Annotated in this window: 9 protein-coding genes and 1 pseudogene; 6 read left to right on the top strand and 4 right to left on the bottom strand. The window is 58.1% G+C overall.

Annotated elements, in window-relative coordinates:
• The first annotated feature begins 31 nt into the window (after nucleotides 1–31).
• From J3D54_RS02720 to J3D54_RS02705, 4 genes are read left to right on the top strand one after another with little or no spacing between them, the layout of a single operon-like run.
• On the top strand, nucleotides 32–1,297 hold the full coding sequence (locus J3D54_RS02720) for a hypothetical protein (protein ID WP_253416593.1): 1,266 nt from the start codon (nucleotides 32–34) through the stop codon (nucleotides 1,295–1,297).
• 43 nt (nucleotides 1,298–1,340) lie between these two features.
• Nucleotides 1,341–2,081 carry a molecular chaperone gene (locus tag J3D54_RS02715; protein ID WP_253416592.1) on the top strand — a complete coding sequence of 247 codons (741 nt, stop codon included), beginning with the start codon at nucleotides 1,341–1,343 and terminating at the stop codon, nucleotides 2,079–2,081.
• A gap of 15 nt (nucleotides 2,082–2,096) precedes the next feature.
• On the top strand, nucleotides 2,097–2,597 hold the full coding sequence (locus tag J3D54_RS02710) for a CS1 type fimbrial major subunit (RefSeq protein WP_253416591.1): 501 nt from the start codon (nucleotides 2,097–2,099) through the stop codon (nucleotides 2,595–2,597).
• A gap of 8 nt (nucleotides 2,598–2,605) precedes the next feature.
• Nucleotides 2,606–3,862 (top strand): hypothetical protein, encoded by a 1,257-nt coding sequence (locus J3D54_RS02705; RefSeq protein ID WP_367399600.1) that lies wholly within the window; start codon nucleotides 2,606–2,608, stop codon nucleotides 3,860–3,862.
• Nucleotides 3,863–3,906: 44 nt separating this feature from the next.
• Here J3D54_RS02705 and J3D54_RS02700 read toward each other — a convergent pair whose 3' ends face one another.
• The 3 genes from J3D54_RS02700 to J3D54_RS02690 form a co-directional block, all read right to left on the bottom strand.
• On the bottom strand, nucleotides 3,907–8,967 hold the full coding sequence (locus J3D54_RS02700) for an NEL-type E3 ubiquitin ligase domain-containing protein (RefSeq protein WP_253416590.1): 5,061 nt from the start codon (nucleotides 8,965–8,967) through the stop codon (nucleotides 3,907–3,909).
• A 150-nt stretch (nucleotides 8,968–9,117) separates the two neighbouring features.
• Nucleotides 9,118–12,228, bottom strand: a complete 3,111-nt coding sequence (locus J3D54_RS02695; RefSeq protein ID WP_253416589.1) for a transglycosylase domain-containing protein — start codon at nucleotides 12,226–12,228, stop codon at nucleotides 9,118–9,120.
• Between the two features lie 311 nt (nucleotides 12,229–12,539).
• Nucleotides 12,540–12,998, bottom strand: a complete 459-nt coding sequence (locus J3D54_RS02690) for a transposase (RefSeq protein ID WP_253416588.1) — start codon at nucleotides 12,996–12,998, stop codon at nucleotides 12,540–12,542.
• Between the two features lie 632 nt (nucleotides 12,999–13,630).
• On the opposite strand from J3D54_RS02690, the gene J3D54_RS02685 reads away from it, so the two are divergent.
• Nucleotides 13,631–15,052 carry an amino acid permease gene (locus J3D54_RS02685; RefSeq protein ID WP_253416587.1) on the top strand — a complete coding sequence of 474 codons (1,422 nt, stop codon included), beginning with the start codon at nucleotides 13,631–13,633 and terminating at the stop codon, nucleotides 15,050–15,052.
• A gap of 245 nt (nucleotides 15,053–15,297) precedes the next feature.
• Here the strand turns inward: J3D54_RS02685 and J3D54_RS02680 are convergent.
• A pseudogene (locus J3D54_RS02680) lies at nucleotides 15,298–16,422 on the bottom strand (OpgC family protein).
• Between the two features lie 242 nt (nucleotides 16,423–16,664).
• Here J3D54_RS02680 and J3D54_RS02675 point away from each other — a divergent pair.
• A complete protein-coding gene (locus J3D54_RS02675) occupies nucleotides 16,665–17,606 on the top strand; it encodes a glycosyltransferase family 2 protein (protein WP_253416586.1) in 942 nt (313 codons plus the stop codon).
• Nucleotide 17,607 lies beyond the last annotated feature (1 nt).

Genomic DNA, 17,607 nt, shown 5'->3' with positions numbered 1-17,607 from the left:
TGAAGGCCTCTCAATATCTGGAGTCTGCAAAATGAAGAGTTTATTGACTGCGCCATGGCGCACGACAAGAACGATTTTCATCGCTGCCTGCCTGGTTGTCGCGCCGTTGCAGGCGGGAGCGGTGGTCAAGCAGATCACCGCCACTTTCAACCCTGACCCGAGCAACCCGCAGAAAAACGAATTCAAGAACACCACGCCCAATGCTGGGTTCTGTTGGTCTTACCCCGCGATCTGCAAAAGTTACGGCATATTTAGTTTGCGCTCTCACGTGGATGTTGGAGTCCAAGGCGCGATCCAGCCCAACCACGAGGACGTACGAAAAGGCGCGATGATCAAGACGCCCGCCGCCTGGCGAGCGTTGACAGTGTTGAATCGCGAGACCGGTGAACCCGCCACGGTCGAGGTGCGCATTGCCGGGATGGGCGGTGTTTACAAGCTCAGCGATTCTGTGATGGAGCTGACAGGGGAAACGGAGTATGTGAGGGCGCATACGGCATTGTGGGGAAGCGACTGGCGAACAGCGCAGGGGCCATGCGTGGCCATTGGCACCACAACCTATTACGGTCATACCGGTTTCCAATTTTTCTGGCTGACCCCTGCAGAAGCGGTGTGTGGCAAGCAGGCCAAATTCCTCATTCCCGGGTTCGGTTACGGCGCTCTGGACTTTACCTACGAACTGCGCACGCCGGACCCACTGAAGATGTCCTCGGGCGTCTATCAGGGCACGCAGGTCTATTCGATCGGTCCTGGCGGCGACTTCGATCTGGGCGATGTCGTCGTGCCCTCGGACGCAATCATCCAGCTCGACTTCACCCTGACCGTCGAACACACCCTCAAAGTCGAGATTCCCCCCGGTGGCAATCGGGTCGAGCTGTTGCCGCAAGGCGGCTGGCAAGCCTGGTTGCAGCAGGGGCGCAGACCCACGCGCCTGTTCCGCGACCAGACCTTCAATATCTCGGCCAGTTCGCGCTTCAAGATGAATCTGGAGTGTGAATACACCCAGGACGGCAAGACCTGTTCGTTACGCGAGCCGGTGTCCGGCCATGTCGTGCCCCTGAACGTCAGCGTCAGTCTGCCTCGCGGTTTGAGCGACGCCAACGGCCTCGCTGTCGAACGGCGCCCCCTGCTGCGTGACGGCAGTGGTACCGGATTATTTCAACCGGCTTTCTATGTGGAGCGAAGACCGGGAACGCTGCACTTCGAGATTCCTCCCGACGAAGTCGCGGAAATGATAAGGCCCGAGCGACTACGGCAATACTCCGGGAATGTGACGGTGATCTGGGATTCAGAAGTTTAGCGGGCCGCCTTATGCAGCATTCAATTCAACGAGGTTCAGTACGATGAAACACCTGTTGGCACTGTTTGGTTTTTCTCTTTTCGCACAACTGGCTCACGCCGCACCGAGCATCAATATCGGCACCGTTTACGACTATCTGGACGGCGACAAAAGTACCTACTTGAAACGCGTGTTCAATGGCGGCGACAGCACGGCCTTCGTCAAGGTCAACATCCTTGAAATCCTCTATGAGGCCGACGGCACCTCGCGCGAAGTGCCGCTCAAGACCCAGGCCGACGGCAATGCCCGGGATGGCTTGATGGCCAGTCCGGCACGGCTGATTGTGCCGGCCAACGGCATGCAGGGCACACGGTTGCTGTACATGGGTGAACGCGACCGGGAGCGCTACTTCCGGGTGCGTTTCGTGCCGGTCGTACCGGAGAAGGAAGACGAATTCGCCGTTTCCAGCGAAGAGCGCGAAGACTACAAAAAGTCCTTGTCCGCCGGGGTCACCGTGCTGGCAGGTTACGGCGCAGTGTTTTTCGTGCGGCCTAAAGAAACACGTTTTGACAGCGCGATCGAGAACGAGGCGGGCAACTACCGGATCCGCAACAACGGCAACACCGTGGTGGTGATCGACGAGTTCAAGGATTGCGCGGTCAAGAACGAGCAGGACTGCCAGCCGACGACCAAGCATCACATTCTGGCCGGCCGCACGTTTCAGTTCCAGAAGCAGGCCGGTCGCGAGTACCGCTTCACCTTGGTCGAAGGTGAAAGCAGCAAAAACATCGACGTGAAGGGCTGACCCCGGGTGGTGACCATGTTCAAAAAACTGACTGTCATGCCCGTGTTGGCTGCTGCCCTGTTGGCAAGCTCGTGGGCCTATGCGGCCAGAGAAGTGCACACGTTCGACGTGTTCGTGACGATTCCGACCCTGGCGTTCTACGTGATCCCCGCCGACCCTGGCTGGATTCATCGCGAGCAGCGCCTGCCGTGGAACCTCACGGCGTCGACCCTGGGCAGTCTGCGCAAGTACTTCGATGTGAAAAACGAGGCAGGCTCGATTGAAGCAAGGTTAGAGGGGCGGCCTTATTTGTCCAACGGCACCGACGCCCATGACATCGGCTTGCGGGTGCTGTTCAACGGCAAGCTGTTGAGCGAGCACGAAAACAGCGAAGTGGTTTCGCTGACCGAGGCAGCACCCGGAAAACGCGTGTTGCTGGAAATCGTCCCGATGCCGCCTGCCGATGGGGTTTACAAACCTGGCAGTTACTTTGGCAGCGTCAACATGATCTTCAATGCGATTCTTCCGGGGGCTTGAGAGAGACGATGAACATCCTGAGCACTGAAAAAATTCCGAGTCGGTTGGCTTGGGCCATTGTGGCGTTCGGATGGAGCGTTGAGCCGGCGATGTCGACGTCAATGGACATTAAGGCGGTATTTCGGCCTGATCCATCGAAGCCTGCAGACAACAAATTCATCAACCAAACGCCAAGCAGTGGTTATTGCGCGTCGTATCCTTCCGAGTGCAAGAACCTGAACATGTTCAGCATTCGGCTACCACTGAAATTCGAGTCAGTCAGGCCCATGCTGCCTGATGCCGAGTCACGTAATAATGCAATGTTCAGAGTCCCGGCTCAGTGGCGGTCCCTGCCCGTGAAGAATGAAAATACGGGGGAGTTGGAGCAGGTTGAGATACGCATTACGGGTATGGGGTCTCAATATAAGCTCAGTGAGACGACCGTCAGCCTGACAGGTGCCTCGAACTGGCTCGAAGGGCATCAGACCTTATGGGGCTCAAGTTGGGTCTACTCACCGCCCCCCTGCGAATACAGTGGTGTCGGCTCCTACGACCCCTGGAGCTATACCTTTTTCTGGAAAACGCCTGTTGAAGGCGTTTGTGTCAAATCGACCCGATATCCAATACCGGCAATGACTTACAACTATGTAGATTTTGCTTACGAGCTTCGTACACCGAACCCGTTGGAAATGTCATCCGGGCTTTATACGGGGACCATGAGTTATCGCGTCGGGCCCGGTGGCGACTTCGACATGGGTGATGTGATGTTGCCGGACGATAACCTGATCACGCTCAACTTCGCTTTGAATGTCGAGCACACCTTGAAGGTGGATATTCCCCCAGGCGGCAATCAAGTGGAACTCGTTCCGCCAGGGGGATGGCAAGCCTGGCTGACCCAAGGGCGTAAACCGACGCGACTGTTTCGTGATCAGACGTTCAATATTTCTTCGTCGAGCCGTTTCAAGATGCAGCTGGAGTGTGAAATTCCCGGGTTGTTCGATTGCATGATTCGCGACCCCGTTTCGCAGCGCGCTGCCGTGGTGCAACTGAGCGTCAGCTTGCCCAACGGCTTGACGGATATCAGTGGGCAACCGGTCACGCGACGTCCGTTGCGTGTCGGGCAGGTGAATGCGCAAGAGTTCAAACCCGGTTATTACGTGGACCGTGCGCCGGGCATCCTGCATTTCGAGATTGCACCTTATTACGTGAACTACATGATCAAACCCGGTGAGGCCTCTCGCTACTCTGGAAATATCACCGTGATCTGGGACTCCGATGTCGGGTAATCAAAGCCTGCCCTGGAGGCGTGCTGCCTCCAGGGCAAGCGCTGTTACCCGGCGTTGAGCAGCGCCTGTCGAGTCAACCGTCTACTCAGTTGTTTTTCCTCGTAGCCGATGTCGTTCAGCAATGCGCCGTAGACCTCGTCGGTCATTTCTTCATCGGTGAGCACACGGTTTTCCTGGACGTTCAGTTGATTGGCAAGCTCCAGCAGTCGCTTCTTGAGTGCCTGTCTTTGCGCAATCACCCGTCCTTTGGAATTCGCCCAGGAACGCTGGGCCTCGCGTAATTCATCCAATTGATCGGTTCTGATTTCATACGTCCGGGCATTGCGCCTGAACTCCGCGGGATACGTGTCATGCAGGTATTTTTCCCAGAACGACTGCTCGATCATGTGATTGATCAAACCGTCGCCGCCTTCCATCGACATCACGGTATCGAAGGCCGTATCGAGCGTTTTGGCACTCACACCGGCAATGGGTCGATAGAGCATGGTCTCCGATTGCCAGGGTAAACCGAGACGCTGGGCAAGGCCGGTCTCGTAAGCGAGGAACACTTCGACTTCATCGGGATTACCTTCTCTGCTGGCGAAATCCGCCCGGGCGATGTCATCCACCCGTTCGAGACGCGTGGCGCCTTTGGCCAAAGCCACCAGCTTGCTTTCCAGGATCGCGGCCGATGTCGACTGGGCATAGGCCTCGCTGACGAGGACTTTGATGCCCATGTTGTTGAATACCTGGGCGCCAGCGTCAGCGCACGTGGTCGGTGCGGTCGCCATTTCAAACAACTCTTTGCGCAATGTCGTGTCCAGGTCGATGGCCTCGATCATTCGCCATACGCGGTCACTCAGTTGTTTGCGCCGTTCACCACCGGCGCGGTAGTCGGCAGACGCTGTCTGCTTCTGGATCAAGCTAAAGAACCCTTGGGAGTGTGGCTCGGTCATCAGGTCGTGCCAGGCTTCTACCCTGAAGATGCCCACGCCGGCGGCCTTGTCGCTCCACCAATGGGAGTCGTCGGACATGGGCCACTGATCGATCGCATGCTCGGCAATGGCCGAGTAAGGGCGATCAGGGCTGATGCCCACTGATCTTCGGTAGTCTTTGTAAACAATCAGATTGGTGTCCGAAAGGTCTGTCGGAAACAGTCGCGTACGTGCCACGAGGCGCGCGGCCTCCGAACCGGGAACGACCAAGGGGATGTCGCGCAACGGGTTTTGCATCAGGTCCAGATAAAACCCGCGCGGGCGGCGCCTTGCGAACAGGCCTTCAGGCCAGGCGGTTGCGCCGGTGTTGCTCAAACTCAGAATCTTCAGTTTCGGCATGCGTTCGACGTTCGGCAGCAGACCCAACTGCGGGTTGTCGTCGAGCCTGAGCGTTTCCATGTGCGTCAAATGCCGCAATTGCTCGACGGCCGACCGGGTCAAGCGAAGCCGGTTGTTCATCAAGCGCAACGTGCGAAGGAAATGCATTTTGCCAATCGTTACCGGCAGCTTTTCCAATCCGCAGTCACGGGCACTCAGTTGCCGAAGATTAGGGAAATCCTTCAGCAGCCCCGTGTTGCTGCCGGAAAAGAAGGTGCGGTCCAGATTGAGCGTACTGACCTGGTCGAGGTAATGCTTGAGATCAGGCAGTTCACGCCACCACAGCTCAAGATCGAGTGTGTTGAACTCCGTTGACAGGTCCAGCACATACCCGCCTTCCAGCGTGTCACTGCGCTCGCCAAAGGCCCTCGACTTTCTTTGAAAACACTCGATGAGCCGCTGGCAAATGTGCAACCCGCCACCATTCACGAACCCGTTACGATCCGGGCCCCAGGCTTCAGGTTGGCGATACCGCCATTTTTTGAGTGCGACTTGCAGATCGGCCAGTTCGCGGTCAAGTCGATCGAGGGTCTTGCGCGCCTGAGGTTCTTCGCCCAGCGAGCGGACAAAGGTGCTGACCTCGCGCTCGTTCAAGTGCGGGTAAATATCCTGCACCCGCTCCGCCAGGGTGGCCCTTTGTATGGAAAAGCCCGGGCCACGTAACAGCAGCAGGGTGTCCGGGTCGCCGATCGGGCGAATCGGTGGCTCTGCCAGTGCGATCCGGCGCTCGGCGGGGGCTTCGGTTTTGACCAGCACCCATTGTCTGAACGAGGTTCCCTGGCCTGGCCGATAACCCAGTTGCGTGCGTTTACTGGCAGGCAGGGCATTGAGTACCGATTCGTAGAAGTCGTCGGCTTCATGCAATTTGTGGTTGTCGGCGTCCCACACTTCGTACCGTGCGCCGTCATCCTTGATCAATACCCGGATGACCGAAGCGTCTTCTGCACCCACGCTGCATCGCAGCGGCCCGATGTCGGTGCCCTGACGAACATCGATACGCAAATCGCCGAAGGCGTCGGTGTGAATCCTGAGCGCGTTCAGCACCAGTCGCTCGGTCTCTGGCACCCAGCGCGCCTCATCGTTGAAACCTTCATAGGCGTGGTTGGCCCGGGTTTCGAAGGCCGTTTCACGCGCCTGGTTTTTCAGGTTCAGCGGCAGGCGTCTGTTCTGTGTCATGCGTTCGAGTTCAGCACCGTTGGCACTGTTGAGCAGTACCGTTGCCGCTCGGGTCGGTAGCTCTGGTGCCACGTCGCGCAGCTGTTGGACCTGCGGGTTGGCGCTCGCTTGTGCGGCTTGATAGCGCTGATTGAAGATATCGGGTCTGAGGCGGTCTGCCTCGTCAGCCAGTTGATTGCGCAGCGCCTGGAGCTGTTCTTCCTTGGCGATACCCGGGCCGAGCAGCGCTTGAAGTTCTTCTTCGCTCAGAAACTCGATGAGTTGCTGTGGCAGGTCACCCTGCATGAGACGGGACAGACTGGTGGCGAGCGTCTGTTCGTCGCTCGCCAGAGTATTACCGTAGGTGCGGAACCGGCCTGTCAGGTCGGCGTTTGCGTAAACGCTCAGGGCCTTGTCCGAGGGCCAGCCTTCAAGGTAAGTCGCCAGCGGCTCGAACCAGTAAGCAGCGGTATCGATGGGCAATCCGGAGCGAATATTATGAATAGCCTGCTCGGTTTGCTGCTGAATGTCTGCGCGATCAAGGCCGTCGGTGAGCAACGGGGGTGGTGCGGTGTTTTCAACGTACATTTGGCGTAATGCAGCCGCTTCGGTGCCACTGGCAATGCGAATTTGCTCCAGTTGCGCATCGTTGAAACCGTCGACGCGGTGACCGAGACGCCGCATCAGCGTCGGGTGGTCCCAGCCTCGCGGGTTTTCCGCTTCATGTGTCCAGGCGCCGAAGCCGTTGTGTTTCAGCTCGGGTAAATAAGCCTCGCCGCGATGGGGGTGTTTGACACGATAGCTGCCCGTCTTCGGGTCTTTTTGCACGGCGTAATGTTTTTTCTCCAGCGGCAGAATCTTTTGACCTTGGTGGGTATGCAGACCCAATGCGTCAGGCGTGGAGTTGGCTGGCAACTTGACGTTTGGCTGCTCATAGGGCTTGAGGTCGGGATGCCACAGGCGTTGTTGGCCATTGGGCAGTTCCACCGGTTTCATGCCTTCGATCAGCGGTGAAAGTTTGAGGCGTGCGACCTCGCCAATCTTCACGCCGGCCGCAAACGCCGCCAATTGAATGACATCCGTCACCACGCCGACGATATGCTCGGCGAATTCGGTCCATAGCCCCAACGTCATGTCGACGATGCCTTCGATGACATCGCTGACCATCTGATAGGCGGTGTAGGCCATCATCAATTCCCCCAACCCCGGCACGAAAGGCGTGACGACCATCAGCGCGACATTGAAGATGTCCGAGACGATTTTCTTGAAGTTCTCCCACCAGGCCCATCGGGCATTGCGATCGGTATCGGCGGTGGACACCGCGATATGCCGCGCATCATTGAGGATCTTGTTCAGCTTCTGCTGATAGAGGTGCTCCCACAACTCACCGCGGATAGGTGCGGCGCTGAAGTGCAGATTGGGGGTGTTGACCGGCTCTTCCCGCCAGCTCGGGCGTTGGTCCAGTGGCTCTTTTTGATGCCATTTAACCTCGAACAGGCGTTGCGCCAACCCGCCGAAAAAATGCCCGCGCTCGGCGTGGTTTACGAACCGGCTGAAGTACTGGCGATAAGTCATTCCAGTAGACGATATGACAGCGTCATCACGCAGCTGGCGAGTCAGTTCATTCATGAACGCGATGGTCGACGGGTACTCTTTCAGTGGATGCTCTGGGTCTTGCGGGACGTAAGCAAATATCGGTACGACATCGCGGGTTCGCTCCAGGTCCGGTGTAATCAGCACGATCCCGGTCAACTGGCTGTCCATGATGGACAATTCAGCGAAGTCCATCACTCGGCCCTGACGGGTAAGGCTGCGCTGGCCATCGAGCATCTTCAGGATCAGATCGCGGGCGTCGGCGTCGATGTCGCCGGTCATCACCGCTTGTTGAGCGGCCGCTTTGAAGGCGATTCGCTCGCTCTCAGCGATGTTGAGTTGCAGAAAACGCTTCGCGACGGCATCGCTGGGCAGTAACTGTTCTTCAAGGTATCGCGTATAGCGGGCGCCAATGTCCAGCTCGCGACACAGCGTCTGGAACTGGGCGATGGACATTTTGTGTTTGATTGGCTGGATATCGTAGTGCCCGCGCGCATCGGGCTGACTGATGAGGTCCGAGCCTGATTCGCAGGTTTCGTTTCGTGCGAAGTTATGTAAGGCGGCGTCCAGCAGCGAGACTGTTCGGGTGACAACGCCGCCGGAAATGTCGATGGCATACCAGGGGCGTTCCTTGGGTAAATAAAGATGTAAGTAAGTTGTTCTTACATCGACATCGACACCGAATTTCTTTATCAGGGCATTGGTGAGTAAGGGAGCGGCGAATTCATAAATGTTTTGTAACTTATCAATAAGCCGGTCAACCTTGTTTTGAGTGGACCAGAGTTTAAGGTTGGCCTCTTGTAACAGCGTGTGATCGAAGTCTGTGGCGGTCTTTATCCATTGCGCAGAAGCTGTTTTTGTAAGGCTCAGCTCCCGAACCCTTTGCAGTGAAGCCCCCTTGAAAACAGGAGGGATTCGACTCTTGATGAAATCGTAGTGGCGACCTTTATTGTCGCCTGCTGGCGGTGCATGGGGAACAGAGATACTTCCTTGTAAATAAGACATGCTTTTAATAAACCTTGAGCATTTATTGGAGTTACCAGCCTAACTCCCAAAGCACAAAGTAAAAGTCTGAATTACTGCTGCTTACCAAGTGTTTGCACTCATGAAACATTGGAATTATCAATGCCGAAAATAATTAATTACCACCCGCGATCAGCGTCGGGTGACTTCAACAGGCAGGCATCCCGTATGGTTCCCCGGTTGCAGGTAAGGCATCAGAATCGGTGCCATGCCCTTGAGCACTTGCACCGGCAACGCCGAGGTAAATTTGAAGGCTTCGGCCGTGCGCCCCGGCACGTAGGCGGTCAAGGTGCCGAAATGGTTATCGCCGATGTAGAACACGAACGTTGCGGTGCGGTTGATCGATTTCGAGCTCAGAATCCGGCCACCTGGCCCAATGGCTTCGATGCGGTTGTCGCCGGTCCCGGTTTTACCGCCCATGGCCAACGGGGTGCCGTTGGCCAGTTTGAAACTGCCTGCCACGCGTTTGGCCGTGCCGGCATCCACCACTTGCGACAAGGCCTCGCGCATGGCGGTTGCCACCTCGGAAGGCATCACGCGTTTGCCGACGACCGGATTGTTGATCAGTTGGGTTTCATAGGGCGTACCGGCCGCGAAGTGCAGGCTGTCGATACGCAGCGTCGGCAGGCGTACGCCGTCGTTGAGGATGGTGCCGATCAGCTCCGCCAGCGCGGCGGGGCGGTCACCGGAGCTGCCAATGGCGGTGGCCAGCGAGGGCACCAGGTGGTCGAACGGATAGCCGACTTTCTGCCAGCGTTGATGAATGTCGAGGAACGCCTCGATCTCCAGCATCGTGCGGATGCGGCTGTCACGGGCGCCCTTGTGTTTGCTTTTGAACAGCCAGCTGTAAACCTCCTGGCGTTCGAATTCGCTGGCTTTGACGATCTGGCTGAACTTGGCGTCGGGGTTGTTCAGCAAGTAGCCCATCAGCCACAGATCCAGCGGGTGGACCTTGGCGATGAAGCCCTGATCCGGCAGGTCGTAGCTGCCCGGGCCGTAACTCAGGTACAGGCGTTCGAGGCGTTCGTCGGTGAGCTTTTCCGTGAGCTTGGCGCCCTTGAGGTGTGAGCGCACGAAGGTGTTGAAGCTCTCCTGGTCGGCCTGCGGGAACAGGTAACGATGCACGGCCGCCATGCGGATCGGTGTCGGGTGCATGCTGTCGAGGAAGGTTTCGAGGCGCGTCTGGGTGTCTTTGTTCTGGTACTTCTTCCAGAACCGCAACAGGAATGCGGTGCCTTCGCGGTCGGCGAACTGGGCCAGGTATTCCTGACGCCGCGGGTCGCGGTCGTCCTTGAGCAATTCGGCGCTGCTGTTGGGGCCGGCGTAGGTGCTGTAGCGCACCAAGTCGCGCATCAGCCGGATGAACGGCAGGTTGATCGACTCACGAATGGCATCGCGCAGGGTCGGCATGCGGCCGTTGTCTTCCTTGCGGAAGTTAACGAACGTGTGCAGCCCGCCACCGGTGAAAAAGGCTTCGCCGGGGCTGGCGGAATATTTGCGATCCAGCGCGGCGCCGAGCATTTTTGGCAGGCTGCGGTCGGTGTTCTGAATCATGTAATCGACGGCCCAGCTGCTCAGGCGATCCTGTTCGGCGACTTCGGTTTTCTTCAGTTCGGCAACGCTCATGGCTGCGTAGCGATCGTGCAATTCGGAGATGATCTGCAGGTAGGTGGTGAGCACGCGCATTTTGGCGGTGGAGCCCAGTTCCAGCTTGCTGCCTTCATTGATGTCGAACGGCTGGTCAGTGCTGTCGGTTTGCACCCGTACCCGCGAGCCGTCGGGGGTCAGTTCGAACAGCGTGAAGCTGTAGCGTACCTGGGCGGTGCTGGTGGGGGTGAGCAGGCGTTCGCCGATCAGGCCGATTTCCGCCGCATAAGCCGGGTCGGCCAGATGCTTGAGGTAGGCGGTGGCCTGGGTTTGCAGCTCGCCTTGCAGGGTGCTGGTGGCGGAAAGGTCGAGGCGGTCGAGGTCATACAGCGGACGATTGAGCAAACTGCCCAGACGACTGCGCGCGACACTGATGCCTTTGTTGGTTTCGATCGGTTGAATGGTGGGCTGCATCTGCCAGTCGCGATAGGTCACCTTGCTGGCCAGTGCCGCTGCCGCGAGCGGCGCATCGATCACGCCATTTTGTGACAGCAGGCGAATATGGCTGTCGGTCAGACTGGCCAATTCATCACGGCCCTTGGTCAGGTAATGGGAAGGGCGGCGCTGGGCAATCATCAGTGACAATACTTCACGCAGGGCCAGGCCTTTTTCCGCCAGGCTTTTCTGATCGGTGTCGGTGCTGGCCAGCCGTTCGTTGGCTTTGTTGAAGTCGGCGCCGTACCACACACGCAAACCTTCGGCCATGCCGTGCACTTCACCGTGGCCCGGCACCGCGGACAGCGGAACACTGTTGAGGTAATCGCGAATTACATTTTGTCGCACCTGGAGGGTATCCGGCCCCGGCTGATAGGCCCGCACGCTGGCGGAAATCATTTGGCGGATTTTTTCCGCGCCCGACACCGTCAAGCCCTCGGGTGAGTGTCGATATTTCTCAAGCTGTGTCGCCAACGTACTGCCGCCCGCCGACTGGCCGGGCAGGCGCAATAGTTTGGCCACCTGGGACCACGCCGCCATGCCGAACCGCGGCCAGTCCACGGCGGGGTTGGCCAGGGGCTGATGGGGGTCGAGCAAGAAGCGGTTTTCGACGAACAGCAAACTGTTGACCACCACCGGAGGGATCGCGGCAAAGCTTGAATAAAGTTGCTGGGGGTACTTGAACTGGTACAGCGGGGCCACGCGGCAATCGGTGATCGACAGCCCGGCCTGGATTTTCTCGGTATAGGGTATGAAAAAGCCCTTGTCGCTGTACTTCATCAGGGCAGGTGAAAAGCGGGTTTGCGCCGCTATCACGTAATCGCGTTTGAGCAGCCGCGGAAGAAATTCATTCAGGGCGCTGTAACCCAGACGCTGATCGAACGGGCCTTCGCCAGGGTAGCGAATCGCATCGCTGGGGCCGGGTTGCAGTTCATATTTCAGCGAGTCGGCATATTTGCTGATTTCCCGGGCTTGAAACTTGGAGGTGCGCATTTCCTTGGCTGCGGCCAGGCCCAGGACAATCAGGATAATCAGCAGCAGCAACCAGAACGCCCCCCAGCCGTGCCGTGAGCGACGGGGTTTTTCAGGTAATGGCGCTTCATCCACACGTTCAGTCGGAACCACAGTGTCACTCGAATCGGATTGCCACAAAGCGCCCATAGTCGACTGATCCATTCACGCAGATTGATCGGACTTGTTTGAAGCTTAGACGGTGGTTGGCGTTGGTGAAAAAATTGTGAACAACCAAATATCAGATACGCACGATTACCTATGGAAAAGGGCTGTTGTGGCGAGGGGGCTTGCCCCCGTTGGACTGCGCAGCAGTCCCCAAAAAACAGCAACACTGGATTTTTCAGACACGCCACATTTAAAGGGCTCACGACTGCTGCGCAGCCGAACGGGGGCAAGCCCCCTCGCCACAGTAACCCCCCCCCCCACCACAGTAAGCTCCCTCGCCACGGAGTCCCGCGTTATAGCCAGCAGGCATCCCATAGTGGGTAATCGCCAATTTTATTGACCAACCCTGCGCGCAAGGGATTGGCAACAATGTAACGAGCAAACGGCAGAAGCTCTTCGCCATCGCGGATTGCCCGGTCGTGGTAGCCGCTTTGCCATAGCGGACCACACCGACCGGTCATTTTGTTCACTGCCAGGGTGCAGCGTGACTTGGTAGAGCTGACAACACTGCCCAGATTGCTGTCCCGCAGCTGCATTAGCCAATGGAAATGATCAGGCATCACAACCCAGGCGATTGAATCCGCTAAACCAGCGTCGTGAATTCGGCGCAGTTCTGCGACCACCAGACGTCCTAATTGCCAGTCAGAAAATATGGGTTGGCGTTCGTGAATAACAGCGGTGATGAGGTAAGCGCGGCCGTTTTCGGAGGCTCTGCCAAAGCGCAGACAATGAGAATTTGGTTGAGTAGGCAATCCATTGCTTCCTTGCGTAAGTAGACGACGCTTCTCAGGCTAGTACCCGACTTCCTGGATCGGGGCTGTAATAATTGAGTGAATATTCTGATTCTTGCGAAGGATTAACTGCGGGGAGAGGGCTGTTGTGGCGAGGGGGCTTGCCCCCGTTCGGCTGCGCAGCAGTCGTGAATCCTGTACATGCGGTGTGTCTGAAAAAATCCAGTGTTACTGGTTTTTGGGACCGCTGCGCAGTCCAACGGGGGCAAGCCCCCTCGCCACAGGGGGTATCGTCTGAAAGGGTTGAGCCAGACGCATCGAAGAGGTAAATGCTGCCTAGGTAGGGGCATGACGATGCACCATTGCTGTGCAATACTCGGCGCCGTTTCGGTGGCGAATGTTCCTGCGTAAGCCAGGTAATGCCCCTCCGTATAGCGCGAATTACCCGTTATTTATCGCTGAATATTGTGTTTTATATAGTGAAAATACCTGCTGTTAGCTTTTTATACTGCACGCCCCGCTGATCTTGCAGGTTTTGTCCTACAAGACGTGTCTGTCCACAAAACAGGCTCGGTTTCACCAGGCACTGGCTTATCGGCCGGCGCTTCGACACTCGGTGGTCACATCCAATAACAAGACGAGGTTGCACCCCTATGCCAGTCGGCAATCACCTGCCTCACGGCGAGACCGCTCAGGGCGGCCCGCTTAAACGCGAACTGGGCGAACGGCATATTCGCTTGATGGCGCTCGGTGCCTGCATCGGCGTCGGCCTGTTCCTGGGTTCGGCCAAGGCCATCGAAATGGCCGGCCCGGCCATCATGCTCTCCTACATCATCGGCGGTCTGGCGATCCTGGTGATCATGCGCGCCCTCGGCGAGATGGCCGTGCACAACCCGGTCGCCGGTTCGTTCAGTCGTTATGCCCAGGATTACCTCGGCCCTCTGGCGGGCTTTCTGACCGGTTGGAACTACTGGTTTCTGTGGCTGGTGACCTGCGTCGCGGAAATCACCGCGGTGGCGGTGTACATGGGCGTCTGGTTCCCCGATGTGCCGCGCTGGATCTGGGCGCTGTCGGCGCTCATCAGCATGGGCACCATCAACCTGATCGCGGTCAAGGCCTTCGGTGAGTTCGAATTCTGGTTCGCCTTGATCAAAATCGTCACCATCATTGCGATGGTGGTCGGCGGTATCGGCGTGATTGCGTTCGGCTTCGGCAACGACGGCGTCGCCCTGGGGATTTCCAATCTCTGGGCGCACGGCGGCTTCATGCCCAATGGCGTGCAAGGCGTGTTGATGTCCCTGCAAATGGTGATGTTCGCCTACCTCGGCGTCGAGATGATCGGCCTGACCGCCGGTGAAGCGAAGAACCCGCAGAAAACCATCCCCAACGCAATCGGCTCGGTGTTCTGGCGGATTCTGCTGTTCTATGTCGGCGCCCTGTTCGTGATTCTGTCGATCTACCCGTGGAACGCCATCGGCACCCAGGGCAGCCCGTTCGTGATGACCTTCGAGCGTCTGGGCATCAAGACTGCCGCCGGCATCATCAACTTCGTGGTGATCACCGCGGCGCTGTCGTCCTGCAACGGCGGTATCTTCAGCACCGGGCGCATGCTCTACAGCCTGGCGCAGAACGGCCAGGCCCCGGCCGGTTTCGCCAAGACGTCGAACAGCGGCGTGCCCCGTCGCGCGTTGCTGCTGTCGATCGGCGCGTTGTTGCTGGGCGTGCTGCTTAATTATCTGGTGCCGGAGAAGGTCTTCGTCTGGGTCACCGCGATTGCCACCTTCGGCGCGATCTGGACCTGGGTGATGATCCTGCTGGCCCAGCTCAAGTTCCGCAAAGGTCTGAGTGCCAGCGAACGTGCCGGCCTGAAATATCGCATGTGGCTGTACCCGGTCAGTTCGTATCTGGCGCTGGCCTTCCTGGTGCTGGTGGTCGGCCTGATGGCGTACTTTCCGGACACCCGCGTGGCGCTGTATGTGGGCCCCGCGTTCCTGGTGCTGCTGACGGTGTTGTTCTATGTGTTCAAGCTGCAACCGACAAATGTGCCGCAAGGCGCGGTGCGTTCGGCGTCTTGAATCTGTAACGCCAGCCATACAACAACCCCGGTCTGAATGATCGGGGCTTTTTATAGATTGGCGCGATCTCCTGTGGCGAGGGGGCTTTTGTGGCGAGGGGGCTTGCCCCCGTTGGACTGCGCAGCAGTCCCAAAAAACCAGCAGCACTATTTTTTATCAGGCATATCGCGTGCAACGGATTTACGACTGCTTCGCAGCCGAACGGGAGCAAGCCCCCTCGCCACAAGAATCGGCGTGCCTCAATGTCAGACGACGGCGACTTGAACCGGCGTGTTCAACCGCTTATTGAAATCCAGCCAGGCCCCCAGCAACGCCATCAACCCGACCCCCAGCATCGCGCTGAATAGTTGCATCGCCATTACATTCCCGCCCAAGGCGTTGAGCATGTCCGCCAACGGCGCCAGCAGCACGCTAAAGCAGAACACTTCCAGAGAATATCGGCCCATGCGACAGCTTTGTCGCGCCAGCCAGTGTTGCGTCCAGCCGGTGTCCGGCAACAACCTGGCGGTGACGTAGGCGAGGGCGAGGAAGTGCAGCAGGCGCGCTGGCGAGAGGTTGGTCTTGCTGATTGGATAGAGCCATTCGCCGAGCCATTGGGGCATGAACGCGTCGTGCACAGTCGGCCATCTCCACGACAGCGCGATCATCCCGGTCATCACCAGATAGGTCAGAGCCGCGATGAAAACCGGCTGCCGAGTCAGCGGTCGGGGTTGCGGCGCCCGAGGCCTTTGCCGGTGAATCGCCGCCGCGCCCCCGAGAATAAACAGCAGCTGCCAGGCCATTGGATTGAAAAACCACACGCCCCCGTCGGTGCCCGCCAGGTTCCACTGCAACCATGGCGCCAGCAGGTACAACACCACCTACAGCCCCACCACGTATTCAGCCTTGCGCAGCAGCATCGGCAGTACCAGCGGCAGGCCGAGCAGCAACAGAATGTACAGCGGCAACGGGTCCATCAGGTTTGGCTTGAAGCGCAGCAGCAACTCGTCCATCAACGCCTGCTGCGGATTGCTCAGGAAATACTGCAAGCCCATTTCCTGCACCAGATCGCGGGTTTCCACATGGCTGTTGGCGAAAAACACGATGCCCATCAACAGCGCCAGCAAAAAGATGTGCACCACATAGAGCACCCAGGCGCGTCGCAGGATTTTCACCGTGGCGACCATGACCCCGTCGCGCCGGGCGATCTTGCCGTAGGCCAGCACGGCCGCATAACCGGCCAGGAACACGAAAATCTCCGCTGCATCGCTGAAGCCGAAGTTACGCACCGTGAACTGCGCGAGCGGGTTCTGTGGCACGTGGTCCCAGAAGATAAAGATCAGGGCCAGGCCGCGGAAAAAATCGATACGGTGATCGCGTCCAGACGTCATGAAGGCGGGCTCTTGAACGGAGTTGTTGGGTAGGCGCGGGCAAGCCTCGCTTCTACAGCGGCGCGCAGGGTGCCGTGATTCACAGGCAATTGCAAAAGGCTGGATATTACCGAATGTCTCAGCTGCATATCGCGAACGGATTGAACGGCGTGGCCGTCGGTCTGCCGGACTGTTCGCGCGCCAGAACTCCCCATGATGGCATCTGGCGAGCATCTACACTTCGGTTCTCAGGAGTGTGCAACGTGAAGGTTTCGCTGATTGTCCCGGTATTCAACGAAGAGCAGGCGATCAGTCTGTTCCACCAAGCGGTGCGCCGTGAGTTGAAACTTGACCCTTATGAAGTCGAGATCGTGTTCATCAACGACGGCAGTACCGACCAGACGGCTGAGCAGGCCAAGGCGCTGGCCCAGGTCGATGACCAGGTGTTGCTGATCAATTTCTCGCGCAACTTCGGCAAGGAACCGGCGTTGTTTGCCGGGCTGGAATACGCCACCGGCGATGCGGTGATCCCCATGGACGTGGACCTGCAAGATCCGATCAGCGTCATTCCACGGTTGATTGCCGAGTGGCAGAAGGGCGCCGATGTGGTACTCGCCAAACGCCGGGACCGTGCCAGCGACAGTTACCTGAAACGCCACAGCGCGTCGCTGTTCTACCACCTGCTGAACAGAATTTCCTACACCCGCATTGAAGAAAATGTCGGGGACTTCCGGCTCATGGACCGCAAGGTGGTCAATGTGATTCGCGCACTCCCCGAGCATCAGTTGTTCATGAAAGGCGTTCTGTCGTGGGCCGGTTTCACCACCGTGGTGGTGGAGTACGAGCGAGCCCGGCGAGTGGCGGGACGCAGCAAGTTCAATGGCTGGAAACTGTGGAACCTGGCGCTGGAAGGCATTACTTCGTTCAGCACCGTGCCATTGCGGTTGTGGACTTACGTCGGTGGCGGTATTTCGATCTTCGCGGTGCTGTACGCGGTGTACATGGTGCTGGACAAGATTGTCTTCGGCAACAGCGTCCCCGGCTACCCTTCGTTGATGACGGCCATATTGTTTCTGGGCGGTGTGCAACTGATCGGCATCGGCATCCTCGGTGAGTATATCGGTCGCATTTACATCGAAGCCAAGCATCGGCCCCGGTATGTGATCAAAGACGTCATCGGCGGCAAAGACCGGATCGGGCTTTAGC

The sequence above is a fragment of the Pseudomonas sp. GGS8 genome (assembly GCF_024168645.1).
Lineage (GTDB): Bacteria > Pseudomonadota > Gammaproteobacteria > Pseudomonadales > Pseudomonadaceae > Aquipseudomonas.
This window is presented reverse-complemented; position numbering and strand designations above follow the sequence as displayed.

Excerpts from the sequence above, each read along its gene's own strand:
- J3D54_RS02705 (WP_367399600.1), top strand. The coding sequence starts at position 2,606 with ATGAACATCCTGAGCACTGAAAAAATTCCGAGTCGGTTGGCTTGGGCC.
- J3D54_RS02700 (WP_253416590.1), bottom strand. The coding sequence starts at position 8,967 with ATGTCTTATTTACAAGGAAGTATCTCTGTTCCCCATGCACCGCCAGCA.
- J3D54_RS02695 (WP_253416589.1), bottom strand. The coding sequence starts at position 12,228 with ATGGGCGCTTTGTGGCAATCCGATTCGAGTGACACTGTGGTTCCGACT.
- J3D54_RS02685 (WP_253416587.1), top strand. The coding sequence starts at position 13,631 with ATGCCAGTCGGCAATCACCTGCCTCACGGCGAGACCGCTCAGGGCGGC.
- J3D54_RS02715 (WP_253416592.1), top strand. The coding sequence starts at position 1,341 with ATGAAACACCTGTTGGCACTGTTTGGTTTTTCTCTTTTCGCACAACTG.
- J3D54_RS02720 (WP_253416593.1), top strand. The coding sequence starts at position 32 with ATGAAGAGTTTATTGACTGCGCCATGGCGCACGACAAGAACGATTTTC.
- J3D54_RS02710 (WP_253416591.1), top strand. The coding sequence starts at position 2,097 with ATGTTCAAAAAACTGACTGTCATGCCCGTGTTGGCTGCTGCCCTGTTG.